This is a genomic window from Propioniciclava sp. (assembly GCF_047602245.1).
Lineage (GTDB): Bacteria > Actinomycetota > Actinomycetes > Propionibacteriales > Propionibacteriaceae > Propioniciclava.
This window is the reverse complement of record NZ_JASGHT010000001.1, coordinates 1,804,523-1,817,178: the sequence shown is the minus strand read 5'-3', so window position 1 is coordinate 1,817,178 and position 12,656 is coordinate 1,804,523. Positions and strand designations below refer to the sequence as shown.

The following is a 12,656-nucleotide window of genomic DNA, read 5'->3' as shown; positions in this document are numbered from 1 at the left end:
TGGCAGCTTTCGCGCCCCAGAACGATCGGGGCTTGATGTTCACGGACATGTGCGTCCCCTTTCAGTGTCGCGATGCACAGCGTGCGGTCGCTCATTCGAACAACGAGCCATCGAGGCGGTGCACCACGTTCACCCGGGTGACCAACGCGGCGGTGCGCGGGTCGAGACCGGCGCTGTAGGACACGCTCTGGAACGGACGATCGAGATCCCACAGATCCCCGACGCCGGCGTCCACCCGCCACCGGAGGGTCGGGGTGACCCCGATGATGTCGCCGCAGCTGTCGATCAACTGCATCTGGACGCTGCCGGAGCGGTCGCTCCAGCTGGTGTTCTGGAGACGGACGTCCGCGCTGATCTTTGCCTTGCCGCGGTCAAGGTGACCGGTGGTCTCCACGCTCACGATCCCGCTGACCATCGGCGGACGGCGGCGCGGCAGTTCTCCCTCCAGCTCCACGTCCAGAAGACGAATCGTGTACCTGCTGCTCTTGGTGAACTCAAGGCGATCGGCCTGAGCCTTCGGCACGCACAGGTCGGGCTGCTTCCTCGGCGGGGTTGGTTTGCGGGGCGAGCACTCCTGAAACACCGGGCATCGGTCGGCCCGGACGACCGGTTCCGCCAGGGCGGGCGCGGCGCTCAGGGCGAGGGTGGTCAGACCCAAAGCCGCCGCCGTGATGATCCGGGTGAAGGAACTCTTGAAGGTATTCATGATGGCCTCCTGACATCGTTCGCCCGGGGTTCCGGGTGATGACCTCAGACTCCCGGCCGAAGCGTCCCGCCGAACAGGGACATTGACCCGGACCGCGCGGGACACCATCACCGCGGCCGAGGCCGGCGCGGCACAGCTCAGCGAGGCAATTCAGCGGGGCAGCCGCAACCGGATCGTCGTGCCGGTGGCACCACTGTCGACGGCGAACTGGCCGCCGAGCTCTTCGGCTCGGTGCCGCATCGACTCCATACCGACACCACCATCGCGCGGGTTCGCCCCGCCGTGTCCGTCGTCGCGGATCTCCACCTCGACCCCCGCCCCCGAGCCGTCGAGGGTGACCCAGACCTGCTCGGCGCCCGCATGCCGCGCCGCATTCGACAGTGCCTCGGTGACGATGCGGAACACCGCCACCTCGACGGCCGCGCCCAGCTCGGTGAGGTCGCCGGAGGAGGCCACGGTCACCGACGGCACCGGCCCGATCGCCTCGGCGCGCTGCTCGATCGCCGCGAGCAGCCCCCGATCGAGCGCACCGGGACGCAGCCCGTCGACGATGCGCCGGATCTCCTGGCTGCATTCGGTCAGGGTGTCCTGCACCGAGATGAGCGGGTCGGCGGACGCGTTGAGGGGCTCCGCGTCCGCCGTCCGGGACGCGTTGCGGGCGGCCGCGACCTGCATGCGCGCCCCCGCGATCGCCGGGCCGAGCCCGTCGTGCAGGTCGCGGCGGATGCGGAGGCGTTCGTCCTCGCGGCTGCGCACCAGCGACTCGCGCGCCTGGCGCAGTTCGAGCGTGATCCGGTAGGAGCGGGCCGCGATGGCGGCTTGGCCCGCGACGTCCTGCAGCAGTTCAACCTCGCGCGGGGTGAACGCCTCGCCGATCCGGCGCGGCGCCACCATCAGCCGCCCTACCTCCTCGCCGTGCGCGCGCATCGGGAAGGCACTCAACTCGGCCTGGGGACGTCCGTCCTCGACGGCCGTGAGCGTCTGCCCGTCGCTGCCCCGGACCTCCATCCGCACATACGGCACCCGCAACGATCCACTGACCGCGGCCACCAGGTCGGCCAGCAGTTCACCGGGGTCGGACGCCGCCTGCATCCGGCGTCCGAGATCGCCGAGCACCTTCAGCGGATCGTCGCGCTCGCCGAAGAGCAGCCGGTCGACCGCGCGCTGCACGCGCCGCCGCACCGGGTCGAGGCCGACCGTGATCGCCGCCGTGCCGAGCGCCGCGGCGATCACCGCCTGGTCGGCCACAGCGGTGACGTCGAGCAGTGTGACCGCGGCGTTGATCAGCGCGACCGTACCGCCGAAGACCGCGAACAGGCATGCGGTGAGCACGAACCACACCAGTGATCGGTTCACCAGCAGGTCGAGATCGTCGAGGTGATGAGCGAGGATCGCCACGCCCATGCCCAGGGGCACCGCCAGCAGTCCGGGAACGGTGGCGTACGGCACACCCATCGCATCGAGGATGATGCCGCCCACGATCAACAGGCCCGCGGGCAGCAGCGCACGCAGCTGGCTGCGCTCGAGCGGAGTGGCCCGTTGGGCACGCCGGACGAGATCCACCACGGCACCCGCCGCGGCGAGGACCACGATCGTGATCGCCACCAGCGTGCTCACCCGCAGGACCAGCATCTCGCCCTGAGCCAAGTTCTCGTTGAGCAGGCCTCCTGGATCGAGGTAGGCGGCACACGCCAAAGTGAGGGTGGCGACGGCGCCCGCGATCAGCATGACCAGCAGGAGACCGCGTCGTCTGGTGCCGATCGCACGCCCTTCGGGGTAGAGCACCAGCGTCGCGACGACCAGCACCAACGGAACCCACCACGCCGACTCAGCCACCAACGCCCACACGTCGATGGCCGCCCATGCCATCGCGGCGACCGCGAGCAAAGCCGTGAGCCCGACCAGGCTGAGGAACAGTCCGACGGCGTTCGCAGGCCGGGCCAGCACCAGGAAGATTCCCACCGGAATGCACCCCAGTGCCAGCACCACCAAGGGCGCGGCCGTCGGTCCATTCATGTCACTGTGACCGAGCCAGACCCCCGCCCCTGCCAGTGCAATGAACACCCCGGCGATCACGACGAGGCCCCCGGCCATCATCATGATCGCCGGGGATCGCGGCACACCCGGACGATTCACCCGAAGATGGTGCGCCAGAGTTTGTAGAGCCACCCACCCTCATGTTTGCCTCTCGCAGTCTCGCCCGGCTCCGTCGAAGCGGCGCTGACCTCGCTCAACAATGCGGGCAACCGTCCTTGGTCGAGGAGCTCCGAGAGATGCCGGAGGCGGGCGCGGGCGTCGTCATCGTCGGCTCGGCTGGTAACCCATTCCAGAACACGGCCGATCCGGTCCGCCATCTCGTCGGGGACGGCCGGATCGCTGGCGATGAACCCCCTCAATCTGAGGTCCGAGCGCAGCAGGGGATGGAGACGGTGTCCGGTCTCGTCGTAGAAGTCGAGTTCTGCGTCGCTAGGGAAGCTCCAGCCAGACAGGGTGGGGCGGCCCTGACCACGAGCCACCAGTTCGGACGGGAAACCCGCCTGCATCCAGTGATCATCGGCTGATAGGGCAAGAATGCGGCCGGTGGGTGCTGAATCGTCGGGCATCTGCGCCTCCTCGGCGTGAGCTTCGTAGGATGCCCGCGAGTATGGCAGTGTCCGAGGCGCGGAAACAGCACAATGGCGTATCAGTTAACTCATCCGACGAGCCGCGAAGGGGTGGAGATGACCGACCGGGCAGCGATGCTGGTGATGGTGGTCGACGACCATCCGGTCGTCCGCCGCGGCCTGGTGGCCCTACTCGGCACCGAACCGTGGGTGGAACGGGTGCTCGAGGCGGATTCGGTGGCCGGCGCCGAACGGCTCGCGGCCGAGCACCCGGTGCGGCTGGCCGTCGTGGATGTCGGCCTGACCGACGGCGACGGCATCGAGTTGACCCGGCGGCTTCGGGCGTCTCATCCGCAGCTATCGGTGCTGGTGCTGACCATGACGGCCGACCCGGATCTGGCCCGCGCCGCCCTGGCGGCGGGCGGATCGGGCTTTCTGGTCAAGGAGACCGATCCCGACATCCTGCTGGCCGCCCTCCGCACCGTGCGCGACGGCGGGCTCGTCGTCGGCCCGCACCTGCCGGACGCCCGCCAGGTGATCGCCGAGCCCGTGCGCGAGATTCCGCGTCCGTTCGCACGGCTCACGCCCCGTGAACTGCAACTGGTGCGCCTGGTGGCCTCCGGCGCGGCCAACGCCCAGATCGCCCGTCGGCTGTCGATCACCGACAAGACCGTCCGCAACCAACTGTCCGGCATCCTGGTCAAGGTCGGGGCCTCTGACCGGGTTCATCTCGCCCTTCTGGCCCGCGACCACGGGCTGATCTGACGCACTAGAGTCGACGGCGATGAAAGACATCCGCCTGATCGCGTCCGACATGGACCACACCCTGCTCACCACCGAAGGCGAACTGCCGCCCGGGTTTCGCGACGACCTGCGTCGTCTCGCCGACGCGGGCATCACCTTCGCGGCCGCGAGCGGGCGTCCGCTGGCGAACCTGATCGAGTTGTTCCCGCCGCGCGGCGACGAGATCGCCTACATCGGCGACAACGGGGCGGTGCTGCGCCTGGGCGAGGCGACGCTGTTCCGCAGCCTGCTGCCCCGGGATGACTACCGTGCCGTGATGCGGTTCACGCTCGAGGCGACCCGCGGCGTGCCGGTGGTGTGCGGGGTCGACGCGGGCTATCTGCTCGCCAAACATGCCGAATACGAGGACTACCTGAGCACCTTCTTCCCCGAACTCGTCTTCGTCAATGGCGTCGACGACATCGACGTGGACGCGGTGAAGGTGTCGTCCTACTTCCCCGACGGCGACAGCCGCGCCGTGCACGATCAGGTATTCCAGCCCGAGTACGGCACCCGCTATTCGCTCACCACCGGAAGCCCGGTGTGGGTCGACATCATGAGCCCCGGCGTCCACAAGGGCAACGCGCTGCTCGCACTGGCCGCGCATCTCGGCCTGGGCCCGCACCAGATGATGGCGTTCGGCGATGCCGACAACGACCTTCAGATGCTGGACGCCGTGGCGCACAGTTACGCGGTGAGCAACGCGACCGAGACGGTCCGGAGGCGAGCCCGGTTCCTCGCCGACTCCAATGACGCCCACGGCGTCCAGCGGGTGATCCGCGAAGTGCTGGCGGCCCACGCCGCGGCCTGACCGGCACCGGAAAAGCCCGCCGCAGCGGCGGCACACCCCGCCGCGTCCTCGCGCGGGAGAACCTGACTCACCCCAGCGGGAAAACCGTCGGTCGCGGGTGGAATACTGGTGGCCATGACGGGGGGCACCGTGGACCTTTCCTTGCACGGCGGCAAGGGCCTGAATCTCACCAGGCTGCGCGACGCCGGCCTGCCCGTTCCCCCGTTCGTGATCGTCGACACCGGCGAGTACGACGCGTTCGTTGCCGCCCACGAGCTGTCCGGCGTCATCGCCGGCGCGCTGGCACGCCCCGGCGCCGAGGCGTCCGTCATCATCAGGGACGCGTTCGCCTCCGCCACGCTCAGTGCCGAGCAGCGCGCCCGCCTGCTGAACGCACTCGCACCGCTGTTGACCGACGGCGCCCTGGCCGGCCCCGTCGCGGTGCGGTCCTCAGCCACCGCCGAAGATCTGCCGGGGCTGTCGTTCGCCGGCCAGCAGGACAGCTTCCTCGACGTCGCCACCGTCGAGGACGTGCTCGCCCGCATCGTCGAATGCTGGTCCTCGCTGTGGACCGAACGCGCCCTCGCCTACCGCACCCGCAACGGCATCGACCACGCGCAGGTCTCGATCGCCGTCGTGGTGCAGGCGATGGTGGACGCCGACGCGGCCGGCGTCCTGTTCACGGCGAACCCCCGCACCGGAAAACGCTCCGAGTCGGTCGTGGACGCCGTCCTCGGCCTGGGCGAGGCCCTCGTCTCGGGCCAGGTCACCCCCGACAACTTCGTGTGCGACACCATGTCGGGCGAGGTGCTCAGCCACCGGATCGAGGGGGCGCAGCCCAGCCTGAGACCCAGTCACCTGCAGGCGCTCCTCGCGCTCGGCCGGCGCGTCGTCGAGCTCTACCGCGAACCCATGGACATCGAATGGGCCCGCCTGGGTGACGAACTGTTCGTGCTGCAGGCCCGGCCGATCACCTCGCTGTACCCGCTGCCCGCCCCCAATCCCGGCCCGTACGCGAACCCCGAGGTGTGGTTCAGCTTCGGCGCGTTCCAAGGGCTGCTGGAGCCGATCACCCCGCTGGGCCGCGACGCGATCCGCATCCTGCTGGCGGGCGCCCCGCGCATCGTCGGCCGCAGGATCGACTGGCGCACGAACCGGTCTATCCAGCCGGCCGGCGAACGGTTGTGGATGCGCCTCGACGGGCTGATGCGGATCAGGGCGATCCGCACGATCCTCGACGAGTTCTTTCCGTACGTGGAGCCGGCCTCGGCGGCGATCATGGCCGAGTTGGCGGCCGAGCCCGAGTTGCGCCCCACCCGCGCGATGCCGTCGGCCCGGCTGATGGCAGCGATGGCGACCGTGCTGCCCGGGGTGGTGACCCGGATGCGCTCGGCCGAAGCCAACCCGGTGGCCGCCCGGCGGGCGCTCGACCGTGCCTGCGAGGACCTCGTCCGCCAGATCGGTCGCGAGATCGAGGTGGCCGGCCGCAAGGCCACCCCGCAGGAGCGGCTCACCGCGCGCGTCGACGCCCTGGACTCGATGGGCCGGCGGGCCTTGCCCACCTTGCTGCCCGTGTTCGCGCCGATCATGTTGCCGTCGATCCTCAACCTGCGCCGCATCCGCGAACTGGCCGCACGCACCAAGCTGCCGGACGCCGAATCGCTCGCGCTGGCCGTGATGCGGGCCCTGCCCGGCAATGTCACCACCAGCATGGATCTTGCCCTCGCCGACGTGGCGTTCGCCATCCGCGGCGACGCGACCTCGTGGGGCTGGGTGGCGGAGACCGCGGCGTCCGACCTGGCCCGGCAGTTCCGCACCGGACGCCTGCCGCGCGTCGCCCAGCACGCCATCGCCGGATTCCTCGACGTCTACGGCATGCGCGGCGTCGCCGAGATCGACCTGGGCGCCCCGCGCTGGCGCGAGGACCCGACCCCGGTGATGCACACGATCAAGAGCTACCTGGCGCTGCCCGCCGACGCGCACCCCCGCGAGGTGCACCGGGCCGGCCAGCACGAGGCCGGGCGTTCGATCCGCCGCATGATGGACGCCTCCACGCCCGGCCGCGCGCAAAAGGTGAAGCGGGCCGCGCAGACGATCCGCTCGCTGGCCGGCGCACGCGAGACGCCCAAGTTCACCCTGGTCCGCTGCCTGGGCCTGATCCGCGAGGGCATCGAGGCGTCCGCCGCCGAGCTCGTCGAGCAGGGCCGGCTGGCATCCACAGCCGACATCGCGTTCCTGCGCACCGACGAGTTGCGCCGCGCCTTCACCGCCGAATGGCACGAGGTGGTGGCCCACCGCCGCGCGCTGCGCGAGACGGAATCGCGGCGCGCCCAGGTGCCGCGGGTGCTGGTCTCCGACGGCCGCACCTTCTACGAGGGTCTCGGCGGTGACGGCGACCTCCGTGGTGCCGGCGTCTCGCCAGGGGTCGCCGAGGGCGTCGTCCGCGTCGTGCACGACCCGCGCACCACCCAGCTGCGCCCCGGCGAGATCCTGGTCTGCCGTGGCACCGACCCGGCCTGGACGCCGCTGTTCCTCACCGCGTCCGCGCTGATCACCGAGGTGGGCGGCATGATGACCCACGGCTCGGTGGTCGCCCGCGAGTACGGCATTCCCGCGGTCGTCGGCGTCCACGATGCGACGACAGCCCTGACCGACGGTCAGCGCATCCGGATCGACGGAACCTCAGGCCAGATCGTCATCCTGTGATGCACCGAGCCCTTTGATGCATATTCGAATCAAGTGATGCGGTTCTGCATCACTCTCCGAGGAAAGCCCTCCTTTTTCGCAAGGATCTGCCACTCGGCGGGCGTGGAGCCGCCTCTGGACGCCGTTGAGTGGTTGATTCTTGCGAAGCGGACGCCGATGCCGACGCTCCGGGTCGGACGCGCCGCACGCCGCCCGGTTTCCGAACCGTCGCCCTGTTTCCTACCCGGGCAACGGTGACTACACCGGGCGACAATCCGGGCGAACGTGTCCAACCCGGGCGGCGTGGCCGGGCCACTTCCCCAGGAGTCTCCGATCACCCTCACGGTCGACGTACGGGAGGGCCTGATCGGCCTACCCGACCACCAGCAGCAGGTCGCCGCCTTCCACGGCCTGCGAGTGCTGCAGCGCGAGCCGCTGCACCGTGCCCGCCACCGGTGAGGTGATCGAGGCCTCCATCTTCATCGCCTCGATGGTCGCGACCTGGTCGCCCACGGCGACCTCGGCTCCCACATCGACGGTCAGGGTGACCACTCCCGAGAAGGGCGCGGGCACCTCGCCCGGGTTCGCCGGGTTGGCGCGTTCGGCGGCGACGATGTTGGTGCTGACCGCGTTGTCCCGGACGCTGACCCGGCGCATCTGGCCGTTGATGGTGGCCATCACTGGACGCATGCCGCGCTCGTCCGGATCGCCGATGGCCTGCAGGCTCATCAACAGCGTCTTGCCGCGCTCGATGGGCACCTCGTGCTCCAGTCCCGGCTCCAGGCCGTGCAGGAACTGCCGGGTGGTCAGCACCGACAGGTCGGAGTACCGCTCGGTGGCCTCCTCGAAATCCCTGGTCGGGCCGGGGAACAGCAGCCGGTTGAGCGTGCGCCGCGGGGAGGACGCCAGCGCCGCGGCGTCCTCATCGGACAGTTCGGTCTCGACCGGGCGGGTGCGGCGTCCGGCCAGCGCCTTGGTGCGGAACGGCTCGGGCCAGCCTCCGGGCGGGTCGCCGAGGTCGCCGTTGAGGAACCCGATCACCGAGTCGGGAATGTCGTAGCGCTGCGGGTCGGCCTCGAAGGCGTCCGGATCGATGCCCTGGGCGACGAGGGCGAGGGCGAGGTCGCCGACCACCTTGGACGACGGCGTCACCTTGACCAGGTTGCCGAGCATCTTGTTGGCGGCGGCGTACATGTCCTCGATGGCTTCGAAGCGGTCGGCCAGGCCGAGCGCGATGGCTTGCTGGCGCAGGTTGGAGAGCTGCCCGCCAGGAATCTCGTGGTGGTAGACCCGCCCGGTCGGCCCGGGCAGGCCCGATTCGAACTCGCCGTAGATGAGCCGGACGGCCTCGAAGTACGGCTCCAGCTCTTCGGCGGCCTGCAGCGACAGCCCGGTGGCGCGCTCGGTGTCGTCGGTGGCGGCGATCAGCGCCGACATGGACACCTGCGAGGTGGTGCCCGCCCACGCCGCCGAGGCGACGTCGACGGCGTCCACACCCGCGTCGATGGCCGCGATCAGGGTCGCGAGCTGGCCGCCGGCGGTGTCGTGGGTGTGCAGGTGCACCGGCAGGTCGAAGTTCTGCCGCAGCGCGCGCACCAGCTTCGCCGCCGCGGGGGCGCGGAGCAGGCCGGCCATGTCTTTGATGGCGAGCATGTGCGCGCCGGCCTCGACGAGTTGCTCGGCCAGCTTGAGGTAGTAGTCGAGCGTGTAGAGCGTCTCGCCGGGCGAGGTCATATTGCCCGTGTAGCACAGCGCCGCCTCGGCGACGGCGTGGTCGGTCTCGCGGACGGCCTCGATCGCCGGCCTGATCTGGTCGACGTTGTTGAGGGCGTCGAAGATGCGGAAGATGTCGACACCGGTGGACGCCGCCTCGGCGACGAACGCCTGCGTGACCGCGAGCGGGTAGGGCGTGTAGCCGACCGTGTTGCGGCCGCGCAGCAGCATCTGGATCGGCAGGTTCGGCATCAGTTCATGCAGCGCGGCCAGCCGGGCCCACGGATCCTCCTTCAGGAACCGCAATGCCACGTCGAAGGTCGCCCCGCCCCAGGCTTCGACCGAGAACAGCTCGGGCATCATCCGGGCCAGGTGCGGGGCCACGTTGATCAGGTCACGGGTGCGCACCCGGGTGGCCAGCAGCGACTGGTGGGCGTCCCGGAAGGTGGTGTCGGTGACGGCCACCGCGGTCTGCGCGCGCAGGGCCTGGGCGAATCCCTCGGGCCCGAGTTCGAGCAGTTTCTGCCGTGACCCGGCCGGCGGATCGGTCTTCAGGTCGATCTCGGGCAGCTTGGTGCGGGCGACGATCGGCGTCCGCGGTTCGCCGTGCGGACGGTTGACGGTCTGCTCGGCGAGGTAGCGCAGCAGCCGGGTGGCCCGGTCGGCGGAGACGTGCGGGCGCAGCAACTCGGGGCGCTCGTCGATGAACGAGGTGGTGACCCTTCCGGCCAGGAAGTCCGGGTCGGACAGGACGCCGCGCAGGAAGGCGATGTTGGTGCTCACCCCGCGAATGCGGAACTCGGCGAGCGCCCGCTGCGCGCGCCGGGCCGCGGTGGCGAAGTCACGGCCGCGGCAGGTGAGCTTCACCATCATCGAGTCGAAGTGGGCGCCGATCTGCGCGCCCGCGAACACGGTACCGCCGTCGAGCCGGACGCCCGCGCCGCCCGGCGTCCGGTACACGCTGACCGTGCCGGTGTCGGGACGGAACCCGTTGGCGGGATCCTCGGTGGTGACCCGGCATTGCAGCGCGGCCCCGCGGACGTGGATGCCGTCCTGGGACAGGCCGAGATCGGCGAGCGTCTCCCCGCCCGCGATGCGCAGCTGGGAGGAGACCAGGTCGACGTCGGTGACCTCTTCGGTGACGGTGTGCTCGACCTGGATGCGCGGGTTCATCTCGATGAACACGTAGCGGCCGTCCCCGCCGAGCAGGAACTCGACCGTGCCAGCATTCACGTAGCCGATGTGCCGGGCGAAACGGACGGCGTCCGCGCACATCGCCTCGCGGGTCTCGGCCGGCAGGTTGGGCGCGGGGGCGAGTTCGACGACCTTCTGGTGGCGGCGCTGCACCGAACAGTCCCGCTCGAAGAGGTGGATGACCTCGCCGGTGGCGTCGGCGAGCACCTGCACCTCGATGTGGCGCGGGTCGATGACGGCCTGCTCGAGGTAGACCCGGCCGTCGCCGAACGCGGCGTCCGCCTCGCGCATCGCCTCTTCGAGGGCGGCGGGCAGCTTGTCGGGGTCGTCGACGCGGCGCATGCCGCGCCCGCCGCCCCCGGAGACGGCCTTCACGAACACGGGATAGCCGATCTGCTCGGCGGCGGCAACCAGGGCGTCCACATCCTCGGACGGTTCTGCGCCCTGCAGCACCGGCAGGCCGGCCTCGCGGGCCGCGGCGATCGCGATCGCCTTGTTGCCGGTCAGCCGCAGCACCTCCGCGCTCGGGCCGACGAAGGTGATGCCCTCCTCGACACAGCGGCGCGCCAGGCCGGCATTCTCGCTGAGAAACCCGTAGCCGGGATAGATCGCGTCGGCGTGCGCCGCCTTGGCCGCGCTGATGATGCCCTCGACGTCGAGGTAGGCGCGGACGGGGTGACCCCGCTCGCCGATCTCATAGCTCTCGTCGGCTTTCAGCCGATACTCGGCGAGGCGATCCTCGTAGGGAAAGACGGCGACCGTCTTGACGCCGAGTTCGGTCGCGGCGCGGAACGCGCGAACCGCGATCTCTCCACGATTGGCGATGAGGACCTTCGAGAACATGCGCGAACCCTTCCGATGGGCGGTCGTTCGCACAATCTAGCCCCCGGACGCACTCCAGCGGGATGCCCTGACGTCACGATTTTTCTGCGACGCCGCGCCCGGGTCAGTGGGCGCGCGCGGGCTCGTGGGCGCAGAACGGTTCTTCGGCGAGGTAGTCGCCGGTCATCGCGTACGCCCGGGCGCGACTGCCGCCGCAGGCGTCCCGGAAGCCGCACACCCCGCACTTGCCCTTGAGCAGGGTGCGGTCGCGCAACTGCTTGAACACCGGGGAGTTGCGGTAGATCTCGATGATGTCGTCGTCGCGGATGTTGCCCGCCTTCACCGGCAGGAAGCCTGAGGGGTAGACGTCGCCGACGTGCGAGATGAACACGAAGCCGTCGCCATCGTTGACGTTGCGGGCACGCCCGATGCCGTCGGACTGCGAATAGTGCATGCCCCGGGTCATCACCTCGCGGACGTCCTCGTCGGCGCCCGCGCGCACCTCAGCCCGCTTGCGCTGCATCACCACACGCGAGTACTGCGGCGCGGCGGTAGCCTTGATGTCGAACGGTGCGGTCTTCGACAGGTCGTAGAGCTGGTGGAAGACCTGCTCGAACTCGGCGGCGGACGCCACGTCATCGGCCTTCGCGCGGCCCATCGGGACCAGGAAGAACACCTCCCAGAACACGACGCCGAGCGTGGTCATCAGTTCGGTCATCGCGTCCATGTCGTCGATGTTCGCCTTGCGGATCACCGTGTTGACCTGGGTGGACAGCCCCACCTCCTGCGCCTCACGCAAGATGCGCAGGCCGTGGTCGAAGCTGCCCTGGACCCGGCGGAACTCATCGTGGATGGATGCGTTCGAGCCGTCGAGGGAGATCGCCAGCCGGGTAAGGCCGACGTCCTTGAGCTGCTGCATCAGCTCCTTGGTGGCCAGCGAGGTGGTGGCCGGCGTGATGCCCATCCGCAGGCCGATCTCGGCGCCGTAGCCGACCAGCTCAACGATGTCGGGACGCTTGAAGCAGTCGCCCCCGGAGAACACGAACACGATCGGCCCGAACTCGCGGAACCGCTTCATCATCGCCTTCGCCTCGGCGGTGGTCAGCTCGCCGCAATCGCGCAGCGGCTGGGCCATCGCGCGGCAGTGCTTGCACGCCAGGTCGCAGGCCTGGGTCGTCTCCCAGATCGCGATGAAGGGCGCCGAGTCGAAGTTGAGGTTGCGCCGCGAGGCGCCGTGCCCACCCGGGTGACCCCCGGGATGCCCGCCCGGGTGCCCGCCGCGTCCAGGGTGACCGCCCGGATGTCCGGTGGGGTGACCGACGGGGTGCGCGGGGCGTCCGTGAGCGGGAGTGGTCATGAG

Annotated in this window: 8 protein-coding genes; 3 read left to right on the top strand and 5 right to left on the bottom strand. The window is 70.1% G+C overall.

Annotated elements, in window-relative coordinates; translation table 11 throughout:
* Window positions 1-91 precede the first annotated feature (91 nt).
* The 3 genes from QM708_RS08635 to QM708_RS08625 form a co-directional block, all read right to left on the bottom strand.
* Window positions 92-706 (bottom strand): hypothetical protein, encoded by a 615-nt coding sequence (locus QM708_RS08635; RefSeq protein ID WP_415106823.1) that lies wholly within the window; start codon window positions 704-706, stop codon window positions 92-94.
* Window positions 707-856: 150 nt separating this feature from the next.
* Window positions 857-2,827, bottom strand: a complete 1,971-nt coding sequence (locus QM708_RS08630) for a GAF domain-containing sensor histidine kinase (protein ID WP_415106820.1) — start codon at window positions 2,825-2,827, stop codon at window positions 857-859.
* 11 nt (window positions 2,828-2,838) lie between these two features.
* Window positions 2,839-3,309, bottom strand: coding sequence for a hypothetical protein (locus tag QM708_RS08625; protein ID WP_415106817.1), 471 nt, complete (start codon window positions 3,307-3,309; stop codon window positions 2,839-2,841).
* A 117-nt stretch (window positions 3,310-3,426) separates the two neighbouring features.
* Between QM708_RS08625 and QM708_RS08620 the strand changes: the two genes are divergently transcribed.
* From QM708_RS08620 to QM708_RS08610, 3 genes are all read left to right on the top strand, one after another.
* Window positions 3,427-4,074 (top strand): response regulator, encoded by a 648-nt coding sequence (locus QM708_RS08620; protein ID WP_415106814.1) that lies wholly within the window; start codon window positions 3,427-3,429, stop codon window positions 4,072-4,074.
* Between the two features lie 19 nt (window positions 4,075-4,093).
* Window positions 4,094-4,903, top strand: a complete 810-nt coding sequence (locus QM708_RS08615; RefSeq protein ID WP_415106811.1) for an HAD hydrolase family protein — start codon at window positions 4,094-4,096, stop codon at window positions 4,901-4,903.
* 114 nt (window positions 4,904-5,017) lie between these two features.
* Window positions 5,018-7,588: a PEP/pyruvate-binding domain-containing protein gene (locus tag QM708_RS08610; protein WP_415106808.1), complete on the top strand. Its 2,571-nt coding sequence runs from the start codon at window positions 5,018-5,020 to the stop codon at window positions 7,586-7,588.
* A gap of 351 nt (window positions 7,589-7,939) precedes the next feature.
* Here the strand turns inward: QM708_RS08610 and QM708_RS08605 are convergent, their stop codons facing one another.
* Together QM708_RS08605 and QM708_RS08600 are read right to left on the bottom strand one after the other, a co-directional pair.
* Complete coding sequence (locus QM708_RS08605) at window positions 7,940-11,317, bottom strand: pyruvate carboxylase (protein WP_415106805.1); 3,378 nt, start codon at window positions 11,315-11,317, stop codon at window positions 7,940-7,942.
* A 103-nt stretch (window positions 11,318-11,420) separates the two neighbouring features.
* The gene (locus QM708_RS08600; RefSeq protein WP_415106802.1) at window positions 11,421-12,653 is read right to left on the bottom strand and encodes a TIGR04053 family radical SAM/SPASM domain-containing protein; all 1,233 of its coding nucleotides are present in this window, start codon (window positions 12,651-12,653) and stop codon (window positions 11,421-11,423) included.
* Between the last annotated feature and the right edge of the window lie 3 nt (window positions 12,654-12,656).

Coding starts and splice junctions, on each gene's coding strand:
- QM708_RS08625 (WP_415106817.1), bottom strand. CDS start 3,309: ATGCCCGACGATTCAGCACCCACCGGCCGCATTCTTGCCCTATCAGCC.
- QM708_RS08605 (WP_415106805.1), bottom strand. CDS start 11,317: ATGTTCTCGAAGGTCCTCATCGCCAATCGTGGAGAGATCGCGGTTCGC.
- QM708_RS08610 (WP_415106808.1), top strand. CDS start 5,018: ATGACGGGGGGCACCGTGGACCTTTCCTTGCACGGCGGCAAGGGCCTG.
- QM708_RS08600 (WP_415106802.1), bottom strand. CDS start 12,653: ATGACCACTCCCGCTCACGGACGCCCCGCGCACCCCGTCGGTCACCCC.
- QM708_RS08635 (WP_415106823.1), bottom strand. CDS start 706: ATGAATACCTTCAAGAGTTCCTTCACCCGGATCATCACGGCGGCGGCT.
- QM708_RS08620 (WP_415106814.1), top strand. CDS start 3,427: ATGACCGACCGGGCAGCGATGCTGGTGATGGTGGTCGACGACCATCCG.
- QM708_RS08615 (WP_415106811.1), top strand. CDS start 4,094: ATGAAAGACATCCGCCTGATCGCGTCCGACATGGACCACACCCTGCTC.